The sequence below is a fragment of the Streptomyces sp. NPDC044921 genome (assembly GCF_056432865.1).
On sequence record NZ_JBWKIF010000001.1, the window covers coordinates 223,324 to 246,405 of the forward strand.

21 protein-coding genes are annotated in these 23,082 nt (G+C 73.9%); 12 read left to right on the forward strand and 9 right to left on the reverse strand.

Annotated features, from left to right (window positions below; genetic code table 11):
• Positions 1-115 precede the first annotated feature (115 nt).
• Positions 116-616, forward strand: coding sequence for an SCO4402 family protein (locus AC07DA_RS01115; protein ID WP_479123360.1), 501 nt, complete (start codon positions 116-118; stop codon positions 614-616).
• A 46-nt stretch (positions 617-662) separates the two neighbouring features.
• Entirely contained in the window at positions 663-1,544 is an 882-nt protein-coding gene (gene purU, locus AC07DA_RS01120) for a formyltetrahydrofolate deformylase (RefSeq protein ID WP_479123361.1), read from the forward strand.
• 19 nt (positions 1,545-1,563) lie between these two features.
• Here the strand turns inward: purU and AC07DA_RS01125 are convergent, their stop codons facing one another.
• Together AC07DA_RS01125 and AC07DA_RS01130 are read right to left on the reverse strand one after the other, a co-directional pair.
• Positions 1,564-2,967, reverse strand: coding sequence for a zf-HC2 domain-containing protein (locus AC07DA_RS01125; RefSeq protein WP_479123362.1), 1,404 nt, complete (start codon positions 2,965-2,967; stop codon positions 1,564-1,566).
• A complete protein-coding gene (locus AC07DA_RS01130; protein WP_479123364.1) occupies positions 2,964-3,545 on the reverse strand; it encodes a sigma-70 family RNA polymerase sigma factor in 582 nt (193 codons plus the stop codon). The genes AC07DA_RS01125 and AC07DA_RS01130 overlap by 4 nt, the downstream gene beginning before the upstream one ends.
• Before the next feature lie 363 nt (positions 3,546-3,908).
• Between AC07DA_RS01130 and AC07DA_RS01135 the strand changes: the two genes are divergently transcribed.
• Complete coding sequence (locus tag AC07DA_RS01135) at positions 3,909-4,289, forward strand: STAS domain-containing protein (RefSeq protein ID WP_356525321.1); 381 nt, start codon at positions 3,909-3,911, stop codon at positions 4,287-4,289.
• A gap of 183 nt (positions 4,290-4,472) precedes the next feature.
• Complete coding sequence (locus tag AC07DA_RS01140; protein ID WP_479123366.1) at positions 4,473-4,985, forward strand: EF-hand domain-containing protein; 513 nt, start codon at positions 4,473-4,475, stop codon at positions 4,983-4,985.
• An 18-nt stretch (positions 4,986-5,003) separates the two neighbouring features.
• Here the strand turns inward: AC07DA_RS01140 and AC07DA_RS01145 are convergent, their stop codons facing one another.
• Positions 5,004-6,506 carry a class I adenylate-forming enzyme family protein gene (locus AC07DA_RS01145; RefSeq protein WP_479123367.1) on the reverse strand — a complete coding sequence of 501 codons (1,503 nt, stop codon included), beginning with the start codon at positions 6,504-6,506 and terminating at the stop codon, positions 5,004-5,006.
• 89 nt (positions 6,507-6,595) lie between these two features.
• On the opposite strand from AC07DA_RS01145, the gene AC07DA_RS01150 reads away from it, so the two are divergent.
• From AC07DA_RS01150 to AC07DA_RS01165, 4 genes are all read left to right on the forward strand, one after another.
• A complete protein-coding gene (locus AC07DA_RS01150; RefSeq protein ID WP_479123369.1) occupies positions 6,596-7,792 on the forward strand; it encodes an amidohydrolase family protein in 1,197 nt (398 codons plus the stop codon).
• Entirely contained in the window at positions 7,792-8,925 is a 1,134-nt protein-coding gene (locus AC07DA_RS01155) for an acyl-CoA dehydrogenase family protein (protein ID WP_479123371.1), read from the forward strand. Before AC07DA_RS01150 ends, AC07DA_RS01155 begins: the two co-directional genes overlap by 1 nt.
• Positions 8,926-8,931: 6 nt before the next feature.
• A complete protein-coding gene (locus tag AC07DA_RS01160) occupies positions 8,932-9,867 on the forward strand; it encodes an acyl-CoA dehydrogenase family protein (RefSeq protein WP_479123373.1) in 936 nt (311 codons plus the stop codon).
• A 443-nt stretch (positions 9,868-10,310) separates the two neighbouring features.
• The gene (locus tag AC07DA_RS01165; protein ID WP_479123862.1) at positions 10,311-10,790 is read left to right on the forward strand and encodes an ATP-binding protein; all 480 of its coding nucleotides are present in this window, start codon (positions 10,311-10,313) and stop codon (positions 10,788-10,790) included.
• 437 nt (positions 10,791-11,227) lie between these two features.
• On the opposite strand, the gene AC07DA_RS01170 is transcribed toward AC07DA_RS01165, so the two are convergent.
• Complete coding sequence (locus tag AC07DA_RS01170) at positions 11,228-12,154, reverse strand: cyclase family protein (RefSeq protein ID WP_479123375.1); 927 nt, start codon at positions 12,152-12,154, stop codon at positions 11,228-11,230.
• A 103-nt stretch (positions 12,155-12,257) separates the two neighbouring features.
• On the opposite strand from AC07DA_RS01170, the gene AC07DA_RS01175 reads away from it, so the two are divergent.
• From AC07DA_RS01175 to AC07DA_RS01185, 3 genes are all read left to right on the forward strand, one after another.
• Positions 12,258-13,175: an SDR family NAD(P)-dependent oxidoreductase gene (locus AC07DA_RS01175; protein ID WP_479123377.1), complete on the forward strand. Its 918-nt coding sequence runs from the start codon at positions 12,258-12,260 to the stop codon at positions 13,173-13,175.
• A gap of 109 nt (positions 13,176-13,284) precedes the next feature.
• The gene (locus tag AC07DA_RS01180; RefSeq protein ID WP_479123378.1) at positions 13,285-14,427 is read left to right on the forward strand and encodes an acyl-CoA dehydrogenase family protein; all 1,143 of its coding nucleotides are present in this window, start codon (positions 13,285-13,287) and stop codon (positions 14,425-14,427) included.
• Positions 14,427-15,476: a Zn-dependent alcohol dehydrogenase gene (locus tag AC07DA_RS01185; RefSeq protein ID WP_479123380.1), complete on the forward strand. Its 1,050-nt coding sequence runs from the start codon at positions 14,427-14,429 to the stop codon at positions 15,474-15,476. The genes AC07DA_RS01180 and AC07DA_RS01185 overlap by 1 nt, the downstream gene beginning before the upstream one ends.
• Here the strand turns inward: AC07DA_RS01185 and AC07DA_RS01190 are convergent.
• The gene (locus AC07DA_RS01190; protein WP_479123381.1) at positions 15,466-16,506 is read right to left on the reverse strand and encodes a GlxA family transcriptional regulator; all 1,041 of its coding nucleotides are present in this window, start codon (positions 16,504-16,506) and stop codon (positions 15,466-15,468) included. The genes AC07DA_RS01185 and AC07DA_RS01190 overlap by 11 nt on opposite strands.
• A gap of 104 nt (positions 16,507-16,610) precedes the next feature.
• Here AC07DA_RS01190 and AC07DA_RS01195 point away from each other — a divergent pair, with 104 nt between their 5' ends.
• Positions 16,611-17,915: an MFS transporter gene (locus AC07DA_RS01195; RefSeq protein WP_479123382.1), complete on the forward strand. Its 1,305-nt coding sequence runs from the start codon at positions 16,611-16,613 to the stop codon at positions 17,913-17,915.
• 51 nt (positions 17,916-17,966) lie between these two features.
• On the opposite strand, the gene AC07DA_RS01200 is transcribed toward AC07DA_RS01195, so the two are convergent.
• From AC07DA_RS01200 to AC07DA_RS01215, 4 genes are all read right to left on the reverse strand, one after another.
• The gene (locus tag AC07DA_RS01200) at positions 17,967-18,587 is read right to left on the reverse strand and encodes a flavin reductase family protein (protein WP_479123864.1); all 621 of its coding nucleotides are present in this window, start codon (positions 18,585-18,587) and stop codon (positions 17,967-17,969) included.
• A gap of 42 nt (positions 18,588-18,629) precedes the next feature.
• Positions 18,630-19,523, reverse strand: coding sequence for an enoyl-CoA hydratase/isomerase family protein (locus tag AC07DA_RS01205; RefSeq protein WP_479123384.1), 894 nt, complete (start codon positions 19,521-19,523; stop codon positions 18,630-18,632).
• Entirely contained in the window at positions 19,523-21,748 is a 2,226-nt protein-coding gene (locus AC07DA_RS01210) for an acetate--CoA ligase family protein (RefSeq protein WP_479123385.1), read from the reverse strand. The genes AC07DA_RS01205 and AC07DA_RS01210 overlap by 1 nt, the downstream gene beginning before the upstream one ends.
• Positions 21,749-21,816: 68 nt before the next feature.
• On the reverse strand, positions 21,817-23,076 hold the full coding sequence (locus AC07DA_RS01215) for a flavin-containing monooxygenase (protein ID WP_479123386.1): 1,260 nt from the start codon (positions 23,074-23,076) through the stop codon (positions 21,817-21,819).
• Positions 23,077-23,082: the final 6 nt, after the last annotated feature.

Genomic DNA, 23,082 nt, shown 5'->3' on the forward strand with positions numbered 1-23,082 from the left:
TTCCGCACGATTCCGTCACATGGCTAACCCATGAGTGATCCGCGGTCGACGATCGGTGACGTACAGGTGAATTACGGGGGCCGGTGTGACCGATGTGGAGGGGAACGTACGATCGATGACCGTGCAAGCTTCGGAGAACTCTTCCCGACGTGGCCGTCGCTCATCCACCATGGGCGGCATGCCCGTCAACGACATGCCGTGGTGGCGCTGGCGCAGCAACGTGCGCTCGGCGCTGCACATGCTCTCCGACCCCGTGTTCCAGCGGGACGTCTGGCTGGCCGGCGTGGACGGCTACGGCGACGTGACCGACGCGGTGTACCGGCTGGTGGAGGACACCTGGCTGGACCACTGGTCCGCCGAGAAGTACGTCGGCACGATCTTCCGGGACACGCAGGAGGCGGCCCTCGTCGACACCGCCGTGCTGCGGGTGCTGCGGATCATGCACCAGGTGGGCCCGGACGCGCCGGTCGCCGCCTACCTGGAGCACGAGGCGTGGCCGGAGGCGGTCCGGGCCGCCCGGGAGGCGCACGTGCGGCTCGCCACGAGCGACGGCGAGGAGCCGGACGCGCCGCCGCGCAGCCTGGAGGTGCTGCGGATCATGACGAGGTCCGCCTAGCGGGACGATTGCCGGTGGCGTCGCCCCTTGTGGGACCCTGTCCCGCATGAACGAGCAGTCCACCAGTGCCGCGGTCCCGGCCGACCAGTACGTCCTCACCCTCTCCTGCCCTGACCGGAAGGGCATCGTGCACGCCGTGTCGAGCTATCTGTTCATGACCGGCTGCAACATCGAGGACAGCCAGCAGTTCGGCGACCACGACACGGGACTGTTCTTCATGCGGGTCCACTTCTCCGCGGACGCGCCGGTGACGGTGGAGAAGCTGCGGGCCAGCTTCGCCGCGATCGGTGACTCCTTCCAGATGGACTGGCAGATCAACCGCGGCGACGAGAAGATGCGCATCCTGCTGATGGTCAGCAAGTTCGGGCACTGCCTGAACGACCTGCTGTTCCGCGCGCGGATCGGGGCGCTGCCGGTGGAGATCGCCGGCGTGGTGTCCAACCACACGGACTTCGCCGAGCTGGTGGGCTCCTACAACGTGCCCTTCCACCACATCCCGGTGACGAAGGACACCAAGCCGGAGGCAGAGGCGCGGCTGCTGGAGATCGTGCGCGAGGAGGGCGTGGAACTGGTCGTGCTGGCCCGCTACATGCAGGTCCTCTCGGACGACCTGTGCAAGCAGCTGAGCGGGCGGATCATCAACATCCACCACTCCTTCCTGCCGAGCTTCAAGGGCGCGAAGCCGTACCACCAGGCGCACGCGCGCGGGGTGAAGCTGATCGGGGCGACCGCCCACTATGTGACGGCCGACCTCGACGAGGGGCCGATCATCGAGCAGGAGGTCGAGCGGGTCGGGCACGACGTGACGCCGGACCAGCTGGTGGCGATCGGGCGGGACGTGGAGTGCCAGGCGCTGGCGCGGGCCGTGAAGTGGCACGCCGAGCGCCGGATTCTGCTGAACGGGCGGCGGACCGTGGTGTTCGCCTAGCAGCCCCCACGGCCGCGTTCTACATCCTGCTCAGTGACGCCGCCGCGAACAGGACGTCCCTGATCGCCTCTCTGTCGCCGACCTGGCCGGCCGCCGCCTCCTGCGGGGGGACGTGGCCCGCCGCCAGACGGCAGAACTCGACCCCGTCCAGGGCCACGTGGGCCACCTCGTGCTCGGCGGAGCCCTTGGCGGCGGGGGAGTCCAGGGGGATCAGCCACTCGCCGCCGCCCGAGCCCTCGATCTCCAGGCGCAGGCTGCGGCCCGGTTCACCGGCCGCGACCAGGTGGCGCTGGTGGGCGGGGGCCGCGAGGCCGGCCCGCCTGCGGTCGGCCAGGGCCGTCGGGAGCATGCGCGCCGCCAGGTCGATCATGCGGTGCAGGTGGCGCGGCGAGGGCGGGTCGTACGGGTAGTCGACCGCGTCCGCGATGTCCTCGGCGTGCACCCAGCACTCGAAGGCCCGGTCGAGCATCGCGTCGTGCAACGGCAGGTCGAAGTCGCCGTACGGGATCGGCATCCTGCCCGCGCCGCCGCCCGTGAAGGACACCGTGCGGACCAGGTTGTGGCTCTGTTCCCGCCAGGGGGCGCGCACGGCGCGCGTGGGCGGGAAGTGGGAGGCACGCCAGTACGCCTCGGTGCGGGCCGCCGGGGTCGGCCGCGCGGCGGGGACGTCGCCCAGCGGGTCGTCCAGGCCCAGCGCGACCGCCACCAGCCCGTCCACGCTGAGCAGATGCGCGATCACCCCGGCGACGGTGGTCCGGCGGGTCGTCGCCCCGTCGGCGCGGAACCAGCGCAGCCGTACCGGCGCGTGCCACTCGGCGTCGCCGAAGTCCTGCAGCAGGGCGTCCAGCCGCGCGGTCTCGGCGTCGTACGCGGCGGCCCAGTCCGGCACCGGGATGCGCGGCGGGCGCCGTTCCAGGCACGTCTGCAGGACGCGCGTGCGCAGCCCCGGGTCGAGGTCGAGGCTCTCGGGGCGCTGCAGCAGCCCGACCGCCTCGCGCAGCCGCCGGGCCTCGTCGGCGCACGCGCCGCACGTGCCGAGGTGCTCCTCGACGGCCGTGGCCTCCTCGGCCGAGCAGGCGGCCAGCGCCCAGGCGCCGAGCAGGGACTTCAGCACGGGATGCTCGAACACGGGCCGTTCCGGTGGTGGTGGCGCGGGCAGGGGCAGCCCGCCGTCCTCGACGGAGGCCCGGGGCAGGGGTATCCGCGGCGGCTGCCCGTCCTCGGCGTCCCGGGCCTCGCCGTACCGGGATCCGCCGGGTCCGTCCGCGCCCTCTTCATCGCGAATACCGTTCTCTTCCCGCGTGTCGTCCCGCTCCGCGCGGCCGCCGTCCTCGTCCCCGTGGCCGTCGTGGTCCCCGTGGTCCCCGTGGTGGTCGTGGTGGTGGTCGTCGTCGTACGGCTCGTAGGGGTCCGGTCCGTTCACACCGCACCCCCGAATCCGGGCGGGGCGCCCGGGGCCTCGGTGTCGTGGGCGGTGGAGAGCAGTTGCAGGCCCAGGCGCAGGCGCCGGCGGGCCTCGTCCTCGGTGATGCCGAGGTCGGCGGCGGCCTGGCGGTAGTCGCGCCGCTGGAAGTAGGCCCGCTCCAGGGCCGAGCGCAGCGGCACCGGCATGGACTGGACGATGTAGTCGGCGCGGGCGGCGACCGCGGCGCTGCGCACCCGGTGTTCCAGCTCCTCCGTGGTGCCGGCGCCGTCGCGGGCGAGGGCGGCGGTCTCGGTGGCGCGCAGCCGCTGCACCGCGAGCCGGTGGGTCAGCGCGGCGACCCAGGTCCGCAGCGGGCCCTGCCGGGGGTCGTAGGAGTCGGGGTGCTCCCACACGTGCACGAAGACCTCGCGGGTGATGCCGTCGGCCGCGCTCTCGTCGCCGAGGACGCGGTGGGCGAGGCCGTGCACCAGGGAGGCGAACCGGTCGTAGAGCTCACCGAGCGCGGCGGCTTCCCCGCGGGCGAGCCGCTGCTGCATCTTCCGGTCCCAGCGAGGCGGTACGTCCCTCTTCGCCATGCGGCCCCCTCACCCCCTGCTCGTGCTCCGCGCCCGTGCCCTGTCCAGCCTGTGCCTCACGTCTCCTCGAATGTAGTCGGCACGTCCGGTGGCGCACGCCCCTTTGTGGCAATGTGCGCCCCCCGGAGGGCCGTGGATGGTAGGGGGACCCACCGGCGCCCGCTCCGTATGCGTTTGGTGCGCGCCTACCCCGTCACCCTTCGATCAGACATGACTGATTAGGATCGAAGCGGATCGAAGTCGACTAAAACAAGCCTCTTTTGCGAGGCATCCGTTTTCCGGCCCGTGTTTCGGGGAACGGCCGGTGGGCAGCCGCGCTGCAAGGAAGCGTAGGTACTGCTTCCGTTTCGGCGAGCGAGGGGCGTGGTGGTGACCTTCAAAGTGACCGGCGGCGAGCAGGGCGAGTGGGCCGTGCTCCGGGTGTCGGGCGAGCTGGATCTGGTGACGTCGCCGGTGCTGCGTCAGCGGGTGCACGACGTGGTGGCCGAGGGGCACCACTGTCTCGTCCTGGACCTGTCCGAGGTGTTCTTCTGCGACTCCAGCGGCGTCGGCGTGCTCATCGCCGCCCGCCGGCTGATCCGCTCCTGCCAGGGCCGGCTGCGCCTGGTGCTCCCCGCCCGGGGCGCCGCCGACGGCTCCCACGTCAACCGGGTCCTCGGCGCGCTGGGCGTGCGCCGCCTGTTCGACGTGTACGGCGACCTCGACGCGGCCCTGGGCGACGAGGGTGAGCCCCTCTCGGCGTGACGCCCGCGTGACGTCCCCGACACGCGAGGCGGCCCGGTTGTGTCCCCGTTCCGGCACAGTGTCGTCCCGGAATCTCCCCGCTCCCGGCACAAGTGACGTTTTCCCACGCCCGAACCCCTCCCTCCGTCGTACGCTCCGACCGAAGAACGCACCCCACCCGACGTAAGGCGGCCCGAGACAGACATGGTCAGCAGCGAGTACGAGCGCAGGATCGCCGCCCGGTTCGCCACCTTCGACCAGGACGGCAACGGCTACATCGACCGCGAGGACTTCTACGGGGCGGCCAAGGCGCTGCTCACGGAGTTCGGTGTCGCGGCCCGCTCCGACCAGGGGCAGGCGCTGTACGGCGGAGCCGAGGCGTTCTGGCAGGGCATGGCCGGGATAGCGGACCGCGACGGCGACCAGCGCATCACGCGCGAGGAGTTCGTCAACGGCGCGGTCAAGCGCCTGCGCGACAACCCCGACGGCTTCGCCGAGATCGCCCGTCCCTTCCTGCACGCGGTCCTGGACGTCGCCGACACCGACGGCGACGGCGCCGTGACGGTCGAGGAGGCCGCACGCGTGCTGAAGTGCCTGGGCGCCCCCGGGGAGACGGCCGCGCCGGCCGCCGCCGCGCTCGACGCGGACGGCGACGGCAAGGTCGGCGAGGCCGACGTCGTCCCCGCCTTCGCCCGCTACTTCACCGTGCCCGAATAGCACGCCGGGCGCCGGGCGTCAGGTGCCGGCGTAGCGGTCGCGCAGCTTGTACTTCAGCACCTTCCGCAGGGTCTCGCCCCGCGGGAGGGCGTCCACCACCTCCAGCCGCTCGGGCAGCTTGTGCACCGACAGTCCCTCGGCGCGCAGGAACGCGGTCACGGCGCCGAGCGTCAGGACCGGGGCTCCGGGCGGCTGTTCCACCACCGCGCACACCAGCTCCCCGCGCGCCGCGTCCGGCAGCCCGATCACGGCGGCGTCCGCGACCGCCGGGTGCCGGTGCAGCAGGTCCTCGATCTCCCGGGCGGAGATGTTCTCGCCCTTGCGGATGATCACGTCCTTGAGCCGGCCGGTGAGCACCAGGTGCCCGGTCGCCGTGAGGTGCCCCAGGTCGCCGGTGCGCAGGAAGCCCTCCTCGTCGAAGGCCGCGGCGGTCTGCGCCGGGTCCAGGTACCCCCGGCACACGGCCTCCCCGCGCAGCCGCACCTCCCCGTCCACGATCCGGACCTCCATCCCCTCCGGCGGCCGCCCCTCGGTCGTCGCCAGCAGCTCGGGGTCGTCGTCCGGCGCTCCCATGGTGATCATCGGCACCTCGGTCATGCCGTACCCGTGGGCGAGACGCACCCCCATCTCGCGCACCACCGCGTGGTACAGCTCCGGCGGCCTGGGCGCCCCGCCGCCCGCCAGCAGCCGCAGGGACGGCAGCAGCCGCTCCCCGGGGCGGTCGCGCTGCTCCGCGAGGAACATCGAGTAGAACGCCGTCGACCCGCCCGCGATCGTCACGCCGTGCGCCCGGTACGCCGCCAGCGCCTCCGGCAGCGCGAACCGCTCGGACAGCACCGCCGGGAAGCCGTACAGCAGCAGCATCACCGTGTAGTCGGGGCCGCCGATGTGGGCGTACGGGAAGGCGATCGACCCGACGTCCTCGCCCGTGGGGCGCAGCGCGTGGGCGAGGCAGGAGCCGCCCGCGAGCAGGGAACGGTCCGTGTGCAGCACGCCCTTGGGGTCGGAGGTGGTGCCGGAGGTCCAGTAGATCCAGCGGACGGCGGTGCCGTCGGCGGGCGGCGGGGGCAGCACGGACGGATCGCCGTCGGGCAGGTCGTCGTAGGCCTCGAAGGCGCCCCTCGCGCCGAGCCGCCGGGCCATCTCCGTGTGGTCGAAGCCGCGCCACACGCCCGGCACCGCGAAGAACTCCGCCTTCGACTCCCGCAGCGCGAAGCCCACCTCGCGGTCCCGGTGGAAAGGGATCACCGGGGTCTGCACGGCGCCGAGGCGGGCCAGCGCGAAGGAGAGCAGGGCCGTCTCGATGCGGGTGGGCAGCTGCCAGGCGACCACCGTGCCGGGGCGCACGCCCATGCCGTACAGGCCGGCCGCGACCCGCTCGGCGCGCGCGGCCAGCCCGCCGAAGGTGAGCGCGCGGTCGTCCTGCAGGAAGAGCGGGCGGCCGGGCGTGAGGGCGGCACGGCGGGCCACCAGCTCCCACAGGGTGCGGGACGAACTCAGAGTGTGCGGGGTGTCGTTCACGGCTGCCCCCTGCGGCTTGGCTGGCGAGTCGTCAGATGGGATGCTAGCTGACGGTCCATCAGATAAGTACCGTCCGGCGGAGGGCACCCATGGCGACCGAACTGCCCCGCATCATCAGCGTCGACGACCACGTGATCGAGCCCGCCCACCTCTTCGACACCTGGCTGCCGGCCAGGTACCGCGACCGCGGGCCCCGGCCGCTGACCGCCGGGATCGGCGAACTCGCCTACGTCGGCGGCAAGTACCGCATCACCATGGACCCGGACGGTCCGCCCACCGACTGGTGGGTCTACGAGGACCTGAAGTTCCCGTACAAGCGCAACATCGCCGCCGTCGGCTTCGACCGCGACGAGATGACCCTGGAGGGCATCACCCGCGAGGAGATGCGGCGCGGCTGCTGGGACCCCAAGGCGCGGCTGGAGGACATGGACCTCAACCACGTCGAGGCCAGTCTCTGCTTCCCCTCCTTCCCCCGGTTCTGCGGCCAGACCTTCGCCGAGGCGCACGACAAGGAGGTCGCGCTGGCCTGCGTGCGCGCCTACAACGACTGGATGGTCCAGGAGTGGTGCGGCGACAGCGGGGGGCGGCTCATCCCGCTCTGCCTGATCCCGCTGTGGGACGTCGGCCTCGCGGTCGCCGAGATCCGCCGCAACGCCGCGCGCGGGGTGCGGGCCGTCACCTTCTCCGAGATCCCCACCCACCTCGGGCTGCCGTCCATCCACTCCGGCTACTGGGACCCGTTCTTCGCGGTCTGCCAGGAGACCGGCACGGTCGTGAACATGCACATCGGGTCCTCGTCCCAGATGCCGGCCGCCTCCCCGGACGCCCCGCCCGCCGTCCAGGCCTCGCTCAGCTTCAACAACGCGATGGCCTCGATGATGGACTTCCTGTTCAGCGGGGTGCTCGTCCGCTTCCCGCGCCTCAAACTGGCCTACTCCGAGGGCCAGATGGGCTGGGTGCCGTACGCCCTGGAGCGGGCCGACGACGTCTGGGCGGAGCACCGCGCCTGGGGCGGCGTACGGGAGACGGTCCCCGAGCCGCCGTCGACGTACTACTACCGGCAGATCTTCTGCTGCTTCTTCCGCGACAGGCACGGGATCGCCTCGATCGACGCCGTCGGCCGCGACAACGCCACCTTCGAGACCGACTACCCGCACGTCGACTCGACCTTCCCGCACACCAAGGAGGTCGCGCTCGACCACGTCAAGGGCCTCGACGACGAGACGGTGTACAAGCTGATGCGGGGCAACGCCATCCGGATGCTCGGCCTGGACCTCGACCGCTGATGGACCTGTCGGACACGCCCGAGGAGGAGGAGTTCCGGGCCGGTCTGCGCGCCTGGCTCGCCGCGGTGCTGCCCGGTCTCCCGCCCAGGCCGTCGCCCGGCGACTGGCCGGCGCGGCGGGCGTACGACCTCGGCTGGCAGCGCAGGCTCCACGACGCCGGGTACGCGGGCGTCCACTGGGACGCCTCCCCGGCGATCCGGCTGATCCTCCTGGAGGAGACCGAGAAGGCCGGTGCACCCTACGTGGGCGCGAACTTCGTGGGGCTGCTGCACGCCGGGCCGACCATCGCCGCCGAGGGCACGGCGGAGCAGCGCGCGCGCTGGCTGCCGCCGATCCTGCGCGGCGAGGAGGTCTGGTGCCAGGGCTTCAGTGAACCGGAGGCCGGCTCCGACCTGGCGGCCCTGCGCACCCGCGCCCGGCGCGACGGCGACACGTACGTCGTGACCGGCAGCAAGATCTGGACCTCCCACGCGCAAGTCGCCGACTGGTGTGAGCTGTTGGTGCGCACCGACCCCGAGGCCCCCCGGCACCGGGGCATCACCTGGCTCGCCCTGTCCATGGACGCGCCCGGCGTCACCGTACGGCCGCTGCGCACGCTCGCCGGGTCGGCCGAGTTCGCCGAGGTCTTCCTCGACGAGGTGCGCGTGCCGGTGGCGAACCGGGTCGGGGAGGAGAACGACGGCTGGCGCGTCACCATGGTGACGCTGTCCTTCGAACGCGGCACGGCCTTCGCCGGCGAGGTCGTCGCCTGCCGCCGCGTCCTCGCCGAACTGGCCGCCGAGGCCCACCGCAACGGCCGCTGGGACGATCCCGCCCTGCGGCGCAGGCTCGGCAGGCTGGGCGCCGAGTTCCGGGCGCTGTGGCGGCTGACGCAGTGGAACGTGAGCGCGGCGGAGGCGTCCGGCGGCGTGCCCGGTACCGGCGGCTCGGTCTTCAAGCTGCGCTACTCGCACGCCCGCCAGGAGCTGTACGACGCCGCCGCCGACGTCCTGGGCGACGACAGCCTCGACCTCGACCGCCCCTGGACCCTGGACCGGCTCTCCTCGCTGTCGTACACCATCGCGGCCGGCACCTCGCAGATCCAGCACAGCATCATCGCCGAGCGGATCCTCGGCCTGCCGAAGGGACGGTGAGGGGCCGTGCGGTTCCGGCTGACGCAGGACCAGCGGGTGCTGCGGGACGCGGCACGGCGGCTGCTGGCACGCCACTTCGACGGGGCGGCGCTGCGGGCGGCCGTGGAGGGGGCCGGTGGGGGAGGGAGCCCGGCGGGCCGGGGGCCGGGGCGGGACGGCGGTGGGGCGCGCGTGCGGCTGGACCGGACGCTGTGGCGGGTCCTGGGTGACGCCGGTTTCTTCTCACTGCGACTGCCGGAGGCGGACGGTGGCGCCGGACTCGGGTTTCCGGAAGCCGTGTTGCTGTTCGAGGAGGCGGGGCGGGCCCTGCTGCCCGGGCCGCTCGTCGCCACCCACCTCGCGGCCGGTGCCGTGGCGGGCGCGGCCACCGGTGAACGCGTCGTGACGGACGTCGACGGCGGCCTGGTGGAGTGGCTCGCCGCGGCGGACGTCGTGCGCGGGGACGCCACGGGAGCCGTGCCGCTGCGCTCGCTCGACCCGCTCACACCGCTGCACCGCGTGCCCGCCGAGCAGCCCGGACGCGACCCGGCCGCCGTCCTCCTCACCGCCGCGGAGCAACTCGGCACGGCCGGCCGCGTCGGCGAGCTGGCGGCGCAACACGCCCGGGCCCGCGAGCAGTTCGGCCGGCCCGTCGGGGCCTTCCAGGCCGTGGCACACCTGTGCGCCGGAGTGCTGGTCCGGACGGAGACGGCCCGCGCGGCGGTGTACGCGGCCGCCGTCACCGGCGACCCGGTCGACATCGCCGCCGCCCGTCTGCTCGCCGACGAGGCCGCCGTGCGCGGCGCCCGCGACTGTCTCCAGGTGCACGGCGGCATGGGCTTCACCTGGGAGTCCGAGGTCCATCTGCATCTGAAACGCGCATGGGTTCGAACCCGACGTGGCGGTGGGGTGACTCAGAGTGAGGAGGCTGTGGCGGCGGGTCTGCTCGCCGGAACGGTCTGACAGGCCGCCTGGCTGCACCGTCGCCGCAGGGGGCCGAGAACGTGTCGCGGATCGTGGCACTCCATGATCACGGAGCGTTGACACCGCCTCGTGTCCTCCGCGTGACTCGTCACGGCCCGAAGCCGACGGCGCGAACCGGTACCTTGTGTGAGATGCGAGTGGCTCTGAGCGCAGTGCGACCCAGTGGCGCCGCCTGTTCGACTGCCCCGGGTGAGCGTCGCACAGTATGCCGCACGGGTAATCCTTCGCGCTGGAATATGCCCGAAGCGCTTGTTGGGGTGACTGTACGTCAACCATGCTGTCCCACAAGGGATTCACGGTCCGTGATCCCTGACCCGGCCGTTGTTCTGGCCATGCAGAAAATGGCTACGATCGTGGCCTTCGTGAGGCGCGAGCCTAAGTGTCCGCCGGTTCGGATGGTGTGAGCGGTGCAGGTGCTTCAAGTGCAGCTGGAGATCCGGCCCGACCCCGCAGAGGTGGGGCGGGCCCGGCGGTGGGCCCGCTCGCGCCTGGCCGGGTCGGGTGTACAGGCCGATGAACCGCTCGCCGAGACGCTGGTCCTGCTCGTCTCCGAGCTCGTCACCAACGCCGTGGTGCACACCGGCCGTCCCGCCGTGCTGCGGCTCTCCCTGCCGCCCGCGGTGACGGAGGAGGCCACGGTCCGCCTGGAGGTCGCCGACCGCAGCGGCCGGGCCCCCGTGCCCCGGTGTGCGGGCGACGAGGCGACCGGCGGCCGGGGCCTCGCCCTCGTGGACGGCCTCGCCGACCGCTGGGGCTGGACCGTCGAGGCCACCGGCAAGCGCATCTGGTGCGAACTGGACCGGTGTGCGAAGTCCCGCGACCTCACGGGGTCGTGCGGGGGCGGCACGGTGGCGTACGGCGGCGCGTCCCTCGAAGGACTCGCGGCGTACGAGGCGGTGTAGGGTGCGCCCGCCGCCGGCGGGGCGCGGGGCACATGCCGAGCGGTCTTGCGGCGGGCCCGGGGCGCGGAGGCGCGAGGAGCAGGCCGGTCCCTGGCGGATATGCGGCGGTGCGCCGGGACGTGCTTCCGTGCGCGCCTGCGGGAAAGGCCCCCAAAAGCGACAAACCGCCGAACCGGTGTTGACGCCTCGTGACCGGATGTTCACGCTGGTGGGCAGCGATTCGCCGTGAGGGGACGGCGAGGGCCGCGACGACGGCGGTCCTCGGCGAGTGTGAGTCGTGACTCGGCGTCGGCTTCTTCAGGGCCATGGAAGCCGGGGCGGGAGCGCCGGAGTCGGGTGGCGGCGCGCGCTGACGTGCTCGGGGCGGGCAGCGCGGCGCCGCCATCCAGCTTCCATCCAGCTTCAGGAGAGGTGCTTCGCAGGGGGTGGTCGCCGGCCTACAGGACCGCGACCGGGGCCACCGGCGATCCGGTCGCCCCGGTGAACGGCTCGGGGGTGGCCGACAGCAGGAAGGTGTAGCGGCCGCTTTCTCCACAGGCTGTGGACAACTCTTCGAGATTCCAGTTCTGGCCCTGTGGCATGCCCATCTCCACGAGATGGAGGGCGTGCACCGGCAGCCACAGGTCCTGCGACTCGGGCGGGAACACCTCGAAGGTGAGGGTGTCGTTGGCCACGGCGGCGACATCGCGCGCGTGGAACCACTCCGGCGTCCGCACGGACAGCCCCGGCGAGGGATACGCGTAGGCGTGCCGGTCCCCGGCCAGGCAGAACCGTATATGCCCGGTGCGCACCAGCACGACGTCACCGGCCCGCACCCGGGTCCCGGCCAGCTCCTCGGCGGCGTCCAGGTCCTCGGGGGTGACGGCGTGGGGGCCGCGGAGCCGGTCCGCGCCCCTGGCCCGGGCCACGTCGAGCAGCACGCCGCGCGAGACGAGGTGCCGCACGGTGCCGATGCCGCTGAACTCCGCGCCGCCGTGCGCGGTGATGGTGTGGGCCGGACGGCCGTTGTACAGCCGGCCCGAGTGGGAGACGTGGGGCAGCGCGTCCCAGTGGGTGGCCGCCTGGAGCCCCATGGTCACGACGTCGTCGCTGCACGCGACCGTGCCCGGGCCGAAGAGCTCCTGGTTGATCTGCACCATGACGTGCAGCGGGTTGACCCGGCCGGGGATGGCGCCCGTCTGCACGCCGTCCTGCCGCAGGGGCAGGGCGAGCGGGACGCGGCGGCCGGTGCGGACGGTGGCCGCCGCCTCCCGGACCACCTCGTCCGTGATCAGGTTCAGCGTGCCGAGCTCGTCGTCGGCTCCCCAGCGGCCCCAGTTGTTCACGCGCTCGGCGATCTCGTGGAACGCGGCCGGCAGTGACATGGGTCCTCCGCGGGGCTTGTCTTCCCGTATCTGACGGGTCGTAGAATCCAGGGGCAGCCATCTAACGGTCCGTCAGAAACCGCGGGACGGGAAGGGGACGGACGTGGGGAACTTCCTGGCAGGCAAGGTCGTCGCCGTCACCGGCGCCGGGCGGGGCATCGGCCGGGCGGTCGCGCGGGCGGCCGCCGCCGAAGGAGCGAAGGTCGTCGTCAACGACTACGGCGTCTCGGTCGACGGGGCCTCCCCGGCGAGCGAGGTCGCCGAGGCCGTGGCCAAGGAGATCGAGGCGGCGGGCGGGGAGGCGGTGGCCGTCGCCGACGACATCTCGACGACGGCGGGCGGGCAGCGGGTCGTCGACGCGGCGCTGTCCGCGTACGGGCGGCTGGACGGCGCGGTCTGCGTCGCCGGGATCCTGCGCGAGCGGATGCTGTTCAACATGACCGAGCAGGAGTGGGACCCGGTCCTCGCCACGCATCTGAAGGGCACCTTCACGGTGTTCCGGGCGGCCTCGGCGGTCATGCGCGAGCAGCGGGCCGGGACGCTGATCGGCTTCACCAGCGGCAACCACCAGGGGTCGGTCTCGCAGGCGAACTACAGCGCGGCCAAGGGCGGCGTCATCTCGCTCGTGCGCAGCGCCGCGCTGGGGCTGCACAAGTACGGGGTGACCGCCAACGCGGTGGCGCCCGTCGCCCGGACCCGGATGTCGGCGAATGTCCCGATGGAGCTGGCGGAGATCGGGGAGCCGGAGGACGTCGCCGCCCTGGTGGTGTACCTGCTGTCCGACGAGGCCGCCCGGCAGGGGATCACCGGCCAGGTGTACACGGCCGCCGGGGCGAAGATCGCGGTGTGGGCGCAGCCGCGGGAGCTGCGGGCCGTGTACGCCGAGGGAGGGTCGTGGACGCCGGAACGGATCGCCGAGGTGCTGCCCGGGTCGGTGGGGGCGGACCCGATGCCGATGCTGGAGCGGGTGGCGGCGATGGAGCGGGCGGCGCGGGACGGGGAGCGGCCGAACGCCCGGTAGGCCGGGGGTGCCGGCGGTGCGGCGGGTGCGGGCCCGTTGTGGCCTGTCGCGCCGTTCCCCGCGCCCCTGGGGCGACTTCGCGGCGCGCGGCGTCGAGAGGAGGACTCCGATGGACTTCGGCTTCGGCCCGCAGGACGAGGCGTTCCGTGGCGAGGCCCGGGACTGGCTCGCCGCACACGCCGACGCCTGCCGGGACCGCCGTACCTGGGAACGCGCCCTCGGCGCGGCCGGGTGGATCGGGATCGGGTGGGACGAGGGCGGGTACGGCAACCGCACCGCCTCCCTCACACAGCAGGTCGTCTGGGCGGAGGAGTACGCGCGGTCGGGGGCGCCCCCGCGGTCGGGGCACATCGGGGAGAAGCTGCTGGCGCCCACGCTGATCGCCCACGGCACCGACGAGCAGAAGTCCCGCTTCCTGCCGCCGATCGCCGCCGGTGAGGAGCTGTGGTGCCAGGGCTACAGCGAACCCGGTGCCGGATCGGACCTGGCCGGGATCCGCACGGCGGCGGTGCGGGAGGGGCGGATGTACCGCGTCACCGGGCAGAAGACCTGGACGTCGCTCGCGCACGAGGCGGACTGGTGTTTCGTCCTGGCCAGGACGCGGCCGGGCCCGGCGCGGCACCACGGGCTGTCGTTCCTGCTCGTGCCGATGGACCAGCCGGGCCGGATCGAGGTCCGGCCCATCCGGCAGATGACGGGCACCAGCGACTTCAACGAGGTCTTCTTCGACGGCGCCCGCGCCGAACACGTCGTCGGCGACGAGGGCGACGGCTGGCGTGTCGCGATGAGCCTGCTCGGTTTCGAGCGGGGCGTGTCCACCCTGGCCCAGCAGATCGGGTTCGCCGGGGAACTGGGCGGCGTGGTGCGCGCGGCCGTGGCCTCGGGCGCCGTGCACGACCCCGTCGTACGGGAACGGCTCGTGCGGCAGTGGGCCGAGCTGCACACGATGCGCTGCAACGCCCTGCGCACCCTGGGCGGTTCGGCCGGCCCGGACGCCCCGAGCGTGGCCAAGCTGCTGTGGGCCGGCTGGCACCAGCGGCTCGGGGAGCTGGCCGTGCTGGTGCGGGGCGCGGCGGCGGCCGTGGGACCCGCCGACTGGTCGGCGGCGGCGCCGTACGAACTGGACGCCGCGCAGCACCTGTTCCTCTTCTCCCGCGCCGACACCATCTACGGCGGTTCGGACCAGATCCAGCGCACGATCATCGCCGAGCGCGTGCTCGGACTGCCCAGGGAGCCCAAGGGGGCCGTGTGATGCGAGGCGTGGTCTTCGACGGCGGACGGGTCCGGGTCGTGACGGACCTGGAGGTGCGCGAGCCCGGGCCCGGGGAGGTGCGGGTCGCGGTCGCGGCGGCCGGGCTGTGCCACAGCGACCTGTCGGTGGTGGACGGGACGATCCCGTTCCCGGTCCCCGTGGTGCTCGGCCACGAGGGTGCCGGGGTCGTGGAGGCGGTGGGAGCGGGCGTCACCCACGTCGCGCCCGGGGACCACGTCGCGCTGTCCACCCTCGCGAACTGCGGGACCTGCGCCGACTGCGACCGGGGCCGGCCGACGATGTGCCGGCACGCCATGGGCCGCCCGGGCCGGCCGTTCCGCCACGACGGCCTGCCCGTGCACCAGTTCGCCGCCAACTCGGCGTTCGCGGAGCGCACGGTCGTCAAGGCCGTCCAGGCGGTGCCGATCCCCGCCGACATCCCGCTGCCGTCGGCCGCGCTCATCGGGTGCGCGGTGCTCACGGGCGTGGGCGCCGTGCTGAACCGGGCGCGGGTGGACCGGGGCGACAGCGTCCTGGTGATCGGCGCCGGCGGGATCGGCCTGAACGTCCTGCAGGGGGCGCGGCTCGCGGGGGCGCTGCGGATCGTGGCCGTCGACGCCGACCCGGCGAAGGAGGAGCCGGCCCGCCGGTTCGGCGCGACCGACTTCCTCACCTCCACGGAAGGCGTGCGGGACGTCCTGCCCACGGGCGCGGACCACGCCTTCGAGTGCGTCGGCCGCGTGGAGCTGGTCCGGCAGGCGATCGACGCGCTGGACCGGCACGGCCAGGCGGTCCTGCTCGGGGTGCCCCCGGCCGCGGCCGAGGCGTCCTTCCGCGTCGCCTCGCTCTACCTGGACAAGTCCGTCCTCGGCTGCCGCTACGGCTCCTCCCGCCCGCAGCGGGACATCGCGCTCTACGCCGAGCTGTACCGTCAGGGCCGTCTCCTGCTCGACGAGCTCGTCACCCGGACGTATCCCGTCGAGGACTTCGGGGAGGCGGCGGCGGACGCTCACGCCGGGCGGGTGGCCCGGGCCGTCCTCACGTTCTGAGACCGGCCCCCGGCTCCTCGGCGCCGGCCCGGAAGGTCCGGCGGTAGGCGGAGGGCGTGACGCCGAGCGCCGCCTGGAGGTGCTGGCGCATCGACTGGGCCGTGCCGAAGCCCGCGTCCCGGGCCACCTGGTCGACCGAGCGGTCGGTGGACTCCAGCAGGTGCCGGGCCCGCTCCACCCGCTGCTGGGTGAGCCACTGGCCGGGACTGACGCCGGTCTCCTCGCGGAAGCGGCGTGTGAAGGTGCGCACCGACATGGCCTCCTGGGCGGCCATGTCGCGCAGCTGGATCGGTTCGTGGAGGCGGCCCAGGGCCCAGGCGCGGGCCGTGGTGGTGGACGCCTGCTGCGGGTCCGGCACCGGCCGCTCGACGTACTGCGCCTGGCCGCCCTCGCGGTGCGGCGGCACGACCGTGCGGCGGGCCACGTCGTTGGCGACGGCGGTGCCGTGGTCGCGGCGCACCATGTGCAGGCACAGGTCGATCCCGGCCGCGACACCGGCCGAGGTCAGCACGTCACCGTCGTCGACGAACAGCACGTCCGGGTCGACCCGGACCCGCGGGAAGAGCCGCTGCAGGTGCTCGGCCTGGGCCCAGTGGGTGGTGGCGGGGCGGCCGTCGAGCAGGCCGGCGGCGGCGAGGACGTAGACGCCGGTGCAGATGGAGGCCAGCCGGGTGCCGGGTCTGAGGTGGGCGAGGGCGGCGGCGAGCTCGCCGGTCAGCACGCCGTCCTCGTAGACCGGGCCCAGCTCGTACGACGCCGGGACGATCACCGTGTCGGCGGTGGCCAGGGCCTCCGGGCCGTGCGGGACGTGGATGGCGAAGTCGGCGTCCGTCTCCACCGGGCCGGGCGGCCGGACCGAACAGGTCAGGACCTCGTACAGGGGCCGCCCGCGGGCGTCCTTCGGGCGGCCGAAGATGCGGTGCGGGATGCCCAGTTCGAAGGGGAGCAGCCCGTCGAGGGCGAGGACGACGACGCGGTGCGGGCGGGTGCCCGCGCCCGCGGGAGTGGAGGTGCTCGTCTCGTCGTTCATCTCACGTCGTCCCGTCCGGTGGCCGAGGGTCCTGGCCCGATCCTAGCGAACACTGTCCCCCGGGCCACTCGCTGAGGACGTGCCGGGGCCCGAAGCTCTATGGCGTGACCCAGACAACCGAAGCAGCGGCCGTCGAGCAGCCGCCGAAGTCCCGCCGCCGCCGTCGCGTGCACCGCGCCTGGTTCGTCGCCGCCGTCACCTTCGTGACGATCATCGGCGCCGCCGCCTTCCGTTCCGTGCCCGGTCTGCTGATCGACCCGCTGCACCAGGACTTCGGCTGGTCCCGCGGCACGATCGGCGCGGCGGTCTCGATCAACCTGGCGCTGTACGGCCTGACCGCCCCGTTCGCTGCGGCGCTCATGGACCGCTTCGGCATCCGGCGGGTCGTCGCGGTCGCCCTGACCGTGATCGCGCTCGGCTCCGGGCTCACCGTGTGGATGACGGCGGCCTGGCAGCTGATGCTGTGCTGGGGGCTGCTGGTCGGCCTCGGCTCCGGCTCCATGGCCCTGGCCTTCGCGGCGACCGTCACCAACCGCTGGTTCACCGAGCGGCGCGGTCTGGTCAGCGGCATCCTCACCGCCGCGTCGGCCTCCGGGCAGCTGATCTTCCTGCCGCTGCTGTCCTGGATCGTGGAGACGCACGACTGGCGCCCGGCCGCGGTGACCGTCGCGCTCGCCGCGCTCGCGGTCGTGCCGTTCGTCTGGCTCCTGCTGCACGACCACCCCGCCGACGTGGGCCAGAAGCCGTACGGGGCCACCGAGTTCGTGCCCAAGCCGGCGCCGGTCCCGGGCGCCGCCCGGCGTGCCCTGAAGGTCCTGTTCTCGGCCGCGCGCACCGGCCCGTTCTGGCTGCTCGCGGGCACGTTCGCGATCTGCGGCGCCTCCACGAACGGCCTGATCCAGACCCACTTCGTGCCCGCCGCGCACGACCACGGCATGCCCCTGACGGCGGCGGCCTCGCTGCTGGCGGTCATCGGCGTCTTCGACGTTGTCGGCACGATCGCCTCCGGCTGGTTCACGGACCGCTTCGAGCCGCGCCGCCTGCTCGCCGTCTACTACGCGCTGCGCGGCGTGTCGCTCCTCTTCCTGCCGATGCTGCTCGCGCCGAGCGTCCACCCGCCGATGATCTTCTTCATCGTCTTCTACGGCCTCGACTGGGTCGCCACCGTCCCGCCCACCCTCGCCCTGTGCCGCGAGCAGTACGGCGAGGACAGCGCGATCGTCTTCGGCTGGGTCCTGGCCTCCCACCAGGTGGGCGCGGCCCTGGTCGCCTTCCTCGGCGGCGTGGCACGCGACGCGTTCGGGTCGTACGACGTGGTCTGGTACGCGTCGGGGGCGCTGTGCGCGGCGGCGGCGTTGATGGCGCTGGTGATCCGGCGGCGGGGGGTGGCGGTGGGAGCCGCGGCCTGAACCGGTCACGTCCCTGTGACGGCTCGCCGTCGGCTGATCCTTGGGAGTGGGTCAGCCCGGCAGGTGGGTGAAGCGGCCCTGGTGGAACAGGAGGGGTCCCCGGGGGGTGTGCTCCTCGGGTGTGCCGAGGGCGGCCACCCGGCCCACCACGATCACGTGGTCGCCGCCCGGGTGGACCGCGTGGAGCGCGCAGTCGATCCAGGCGGCCGTGTCCGGCAGGCGTGGTGAGCCCGACACCGGGGCCGCGTCGTAGCGCACGCCCGCGAACTTGTCCGTGCCGCTCACCGCGAACGCGCGGCACAGGTCCGCCTGGTGCGCGGCCAGGACGTTGACGCAGAAGACGCCGGCCCGGGCGATGCGCGGCCAGGTGGTGGACGTGCGGGCGACCATGAAGGCGACCAGGGGCGGGTCGAGGGAGAGGGAGGTGAAGGACTGGCAGGCGAAGCCGGCCGGGGGGTCGTCCGGGGCGGCGGGGGGTGCGGTGATCACGGTCACGCCCGTCGCGAAGGTGCCCAGGACGCGGCGGAACTCGCGCGGGTCCAGCGGGGCGGGATCGTCGGCCCCCACGCAGCGCAGCTCCGGGCGTGGCAGCGTCCGCACCGGTTCCGGGGCGGCGGCGCGGGCGAATCCGAGGTAGCGGACGGCCGCTTCCGCCATGCCTGCTTGTCCCATCATGTCCAGCATTGAAACTGACGTAGCGTCAGATGGGAAGGGTCAGTGGCCCTCGTAGCGCGGGGTCCTGCGCTCCAGGAATCCGCGGAGGCCCTCCTGCGCGTCCCGCGTGGTCATGTTGATCTCCTGCGCCGCCGCCTCCGCGGCGAAGGCGGTCGCCCGGTCGGTGTCCAGGGACGCGTTGACGAGCTGCTTGGTCAGCGCGAGGGCGCGGGTGGGGCCCGAGGCGAGGCGGCCGGCCCAGGCCCGGGCCGTCCCGGCCAGGTCGCCGTCCGGCACCACCCGGTTCACCAGGCCCGCCCGCTCCGCCTCCGCCGCCGTGAGCGCGTCGCCGAAGAACATCAGCTCCTTGGCGCGCCGCGGGCCGACGAGGCGGGGGAGCAGGTAGGCGCCGCCGGCGTCGGGGACCAGGCCGCGGCGGACGAACACCTCGATGAAACGGGCGGATTCGGCCGCGAGGACCAGGTCGCAGGCGAACGCGAGGTGCGCGCCGAGCCCGGCCGCCGTGCCGTTCACCGCGGCGATGACCGGCTTCTCGCAGTCCAGTACGGCCGTGATCAGACGCTGGGCGCCGGTGCGCAGGGTGCGGGCGACGTCCCCGGCGAGCCGCTCGCCCGTCGCGGCACCCGGGCTCCGCGGCTCGGCGCCCGGGTTTCCGGGCCGGATCCGGCTCCCCGGGTCCGCGTCCGCGCGACCCCCGTCGCCCGGGCCCACGTCCGCGCGACCCGAGCCCCGCAGGTCCGCGCCCGCGCAGAAGCCGCGGCCCGTGCCCGTGAGCACCACGGCCCGTACGGCGGGGTCGGCGGAGGCGTCGGACAGCAGCTCGATGAGGCGGTCGCGCTGGCCGGGGGTGAGGGCGTTGAGGGTCTCGGGCCGGTTGAGGGTCAGGGAGAGGACGTGGCCGGTGGTCGTGTGCAGCACCTCGGGTTCCGCCATCAGCGGCACACCGCCAGCACGTCCAGCGCCACCGCCCCGTGCCCCCGGGGCAGCACCATCAGGGGGTTGATGTCCAACTCGGCCAGCTGGTCGCCGAGTTCGAGCGCCATGCGCTGTACCCGCAGCACGACCTCGACGAGCGCGTCCAGGTCCGCAGGCGGCCGCCCCCGCACCCCGTCCAGCAGGGCCCGCCCGCGCAGCCCGGCGAGCATGTCCCGCGCCTGCTCCTCACCGAACGGCGGCACCCCCACGGCCGTGTCGCGCAGCACCTCGACCAGGACGCCGCCGAGCCCGGCGGTCACGGTCGGGCCGAACAGGTCGTCGTGGGTGACGCCGACGACCATCTCGACGCCCTGCTCGACCATCTGGCAGACCAGCACGCCGTCGAGCGCGACGTCCTCGTAGCGGGCGATGTCGGTCAGCTCCCGGTAGGCGTCGCGGACCTGGCTGGCCGAGGTCAGCCCGACCTTCACCAGGCCCAGCTCGGTCTTGTGGGCGATGCTCGCGCCCGAGGCCTTCATGACGACCGGGTAGCCCACCAGTCCGGCGGCCCGGACGGCCGCCGCCGCGCTGGTCACCAACTGCTCGCGCGGTACGCGGATGCCGTAGGCCCGCAGCAGCGTCTTCGCGGCGTGCTCGCTCAGCTGCCGGCCGGGCCGCATGAGGGCCTGGGCCTTGCGGTACGACGGCGAGGGGGTGCGCGGGGCCTCGTCGAAGGGGGAGCGGTAGCCGGTCGCGAAGCGGTGGTGGGCGAGGTGGGCGCGGACGGCGGTGAGGCAGTTGCCGACCGTGCGGAAGGTGGCCACGCGCGAGGAGCCGAGCAGGACCTCGCGGTAGGCGGGCTCGGTGCCGACCGGTGAACCCCACACCACGCAGACGAGCTTGTCGGTGCGCTCGGCGGCGTCCACCAGGTCCCGCACGAGGTGGTCGCTGAGCGGTGGGAAGGGGCCGGTGATCGGGCAGATCAGCACCCCCACCCCGGGGTCGTCGAGGAGCGCGTCGATGATCTTCCGCCCGCGCTCGTCCCCGACCGGGTGCCCGCCGTTGTCGACGGGGTTGGCCACGCTCAGGTACGCGGGTATCCACCGGTGCAGCTCGGCCTGCTTGGCCTCCGGCAGGACCGGCAGCCGCAGACCGGCCCTCGCCGCCAGATCGGCCACGTGCGCGCCCGTGCCGCCCGAGATCGAGTAGACGACCACCCCGTCGGCGCGCGGCGGGCGGGCCCGGGCCAGCAGGGCTGCGGTGTCCTGGAGTTCGTCGAGGCCGTCGACCCGGATCACGCCGTACTGCCGCAGCGCCGCGTCCACCACCGCGTCGGCGCCCGTCAGCGCGCCGGTGTGGGAGGCGGCCGTGCGGGCGCCGGTCTCGGTGCGGCCCACCTTGACGGCGACGACCGGCACCCCGCGCCGGGCGGCCCGGTCGGCGGCGAGCAGGAACGAGCGCCCGTCCTTCAGGCCTTCCAGGTAGCAGGCGATGACGCCGACCTCGGGCCGCTCGGCGAACCAGGCCAGGAAGTCGGCCGTCTCCAGGTCGGCCTCGTTGCCGGTGGGCGCCCAGTGGGAGACGCGGATGCCGAGCTCCTGGAGGGCGAAGACGGGGCGGCCCTGGTGGCCGGACTGGGTGATCAGCGCGATCGCCGGTCCCGGGAGGTCGTCACGGAACCGCTCGAAGGCGTTGAGGTTGGTGTTGGGACCCAGCAGCCGCAGCCCGGACCCTTCCACGGCGGCGGCGAGGCGCAGCTGGGCCGCCTCGCCCTCCGGGCCCGTCTCCGCGAACCCGGAGGCGAAGACCACCGCGAACCGGGCCTTGGCCTCGGCCAGTTCCCCGACCACCGGAAGGGGGTCGCCGACCAGCACGGCCGCGAGATCGACCTGCTCGGGCAGGTCGGCCACGGACGGGCAGCAGGGGACGCCGAGAACGGACGGCCGGTCCGGGTGCACGGGGTACAGCCGGGCGCCGACCCGCCCGGCCCAGTCGGCGAGCTGCCGGGTGATGCCGGTCCGCGGCCGTCCCTCGGTGTCCGAGGCGCCGATCACGGCGACGGACCGGGGGCGGAAGAAGCGGTCGAGATCGGGGACGTCGGCGTGCAGCGGACGCCCGCTGACGTCGAGGTCGCCCCCCTGGGCCGGCCTGCCGTGCACGGCGGGCCCGGACCGTTCGCCGCAGGCGATGGCCCGGGCCCGGCGGGAGTCGGTGGTGAGGGTGCCGTGGGTCGATCCAAGCATCGTTCCGCCCGCTCCTGTGAGACAGCCGCCAACTGACGCCCTGTCAGGTTAGCGGAACTGACGGCACGTCAGGAATGGCCGGGGCCGGGACGAGTTGGCGCGGTGGTGGCCGGGAGCGCGGTCTGACCCGGCAGCCGGGACACCCTCCCCGAACCGTCCCGGGCGACGGCCTTCGCGATCCGCACCGCGTCGATCGCCATCTCGCGGAGGTTGCCGCTGATCGGGTTGGTGAAGCCGGTGAAGTACAGGCCGGGTGCGTTCGGCGGGGTGCGGGCGCCGTGGACGACGGGCCTGCCGCGGGCGTCGAGCACGCCGAGGTGGCCGACCAGGCCCTCCAGGGCGCGGACGTAACCGGTGGCGGCGATCACGACGTCCGGGGAGATCCGGGTGCCGTCGGCGAGGACGATCTTGCCGCTGTCCTCGAACCCGTCCACCGCGGCGACGATCTCCACCCTGCCCTTGCGCACGGCGTCGATCAGCCCGACGTCCTGCACCGGGATCGCCCCCTGCTTCACCCTGCTGTACAGCCCGGTGTCCGGGCGCGGCAGCCCGTACGCCGACAGGTCGGGCGTCGCGACCTTCGCCTGGACGCGGGAGAGCCGGTCGACCAGGCCGACCGGCAGCCGGCGCACGAGGATGCCGCTGTACTGGGCGGCCCAGCCGGCGGTCGACCGGCGCAGGATGTGCGGGACGGTGCGCACGGCCAGCCGGACCCGGGAGGCGCCGCTCTCGACGAGGTCCACGGCGATCTCGGCACCGGTGTTGCCGACGCCGACGACGAGGACGTCCCGGCCGGCGTACGGCTTGCCGTTGCGGTACTGCCCGGCGTGCAGGAACTCGCCGGGGTAGGCGTCGCGGCCCGGCCAGTCCGGCACCCGCGGCGTGTGGTTGAAGCCGGTCGCGACGACCACCGCGGCACCCGTCAGCTCCCGGCCGCCGGTGGCGTGCAGCAGCCAGCCCGTGCCGTCGGGGAGGCGCTCCACGCGGGACACCTCGACACCGGTGACGATCTCCAGGCGGTGGTGCTCGGCGTACTTCTCCAGGTAGCGCACCACGTCGTCCCGGGACACCCACCGCCCGAACCGGCGCGGCATCGGCAGCCCGGGCAGGGCGGAGAGCCGGCGGGTGGTGTGCAGGTGCAGCCGGTCGTAGTGGCGGCGCCAGGACGCTCCGACCCGGTCGGACTTCTCCAGGACGACGGCCCGTATGCCCCGGGAGCGCAGCGCGTACGCGGCGGCGAGTCCGCCGGGGCCGCCGCCGATGACGTAGACGGGGCGGTCGGGTGGGGGATGCGCGCAGGAGTGTGTGGGGGGTGTGGAGTCGGCCATGAGCGG

Bases quoted from the DNA above. Each gene is read 5' to 3' on its own strand.
- AC07DA_RS01115 (WP_479123360.1), top strand. From the start codon at position 116: ATGACCGTGCAAGCTTCGGAGAACTCTTCCCGACGTGGCCGTCGCTCA.
- purU (WP_479123361.1), top strand. From the start codon at position 663: ATGAACGAGCAGTCCACCAGTGCCGCGGTCCCGGCCGACCAGTACGTC.
- AC07DA_RS01130 (WP_479123364.1), bottom strand. From the start codon at position 3,545: ATGGCGAAGAGGGACGTACCGCCTCGCTGGGACCGGAAGATGCAGCAG.
- AC07DA_RS01140 (WP_479123366.1), top strand. From the start codon at position 4,473: ATGGTCAGCAGCGAGTACGAGCGCAGGATCGCCGCCCGGTTCGCCACC.
- AC07DA_RS01150 (WP_479123369.1), top strand. From the start codon at position 6,596: ATGGCGACCGAACTGCCCCGCATCATCAGCGTCGACGACCACGTGATC.
- AC07DA_RS01155 (WP_479123371.1), top strand. From the start codon at position 7,792: ATGGACCTGTCGGACACGCCCGAGGAGGAGGAGTTCCGGGCCGGTCTG.
- AC07DA_RS01170 (WP_479123375.1), bottom strand. From the start codon at position 12,154: ATGTCACTGCCGGCCGCGTTCCACGAGATCGCCGAGCGCGTGAACAAC.
- AC07DA_RS01180 (WP_479123378.1), top strand. From the start codon at position 13,285: ATGGACTTCGGCTTCGGCCCGCAGGACGAGGCGTTCCGTGGCGAGGCC.
- AC07DA_RS01185 (WP_479123380.1), top strand. From the start codon at position 14,427: ATGCGAGGCGTGGTCTTCGACGGCGGACGGGTCCGGGTCGTGACGGAC.
- AC07DA_RS01190 (WP_479123381.1), bottom strand. From the start codon at position 16,506: ATGAACGACGAGACGAGCACCTCCACTCCCGCGGGCGCGGGCACCCGC.
- AC07DA_RS01200 (WP_479123864.1), bottom strand. From the start codon at position 18,587: ATGGGACAAGCAGGCATGGCGGAAGCGGCCGTCCGCTACCTCGGATTC.
- AC07DA_RS01205 (WP_479123384.1), bottom strand. From the start codon at position 19,523: ATGGCGGAACCCGAGGTGCTGCACACGACCACCGGCCACGTCCTCTCC.
- AC07DA_RS01210 (WP_479123385.1), bottom strand. From the start codon at position 21,748: ATGCTTGGATCGACCCACGGCACCCTCACCACCGACTCCCGCCGGGCC.
- AC07DA_RS01215 (WP_479123386.1), bottom strand. From the start codon at position 23,076: ATGGCCGACTCCACACCCCCCACACACTCCTGCGCGCATCCCCCACCC.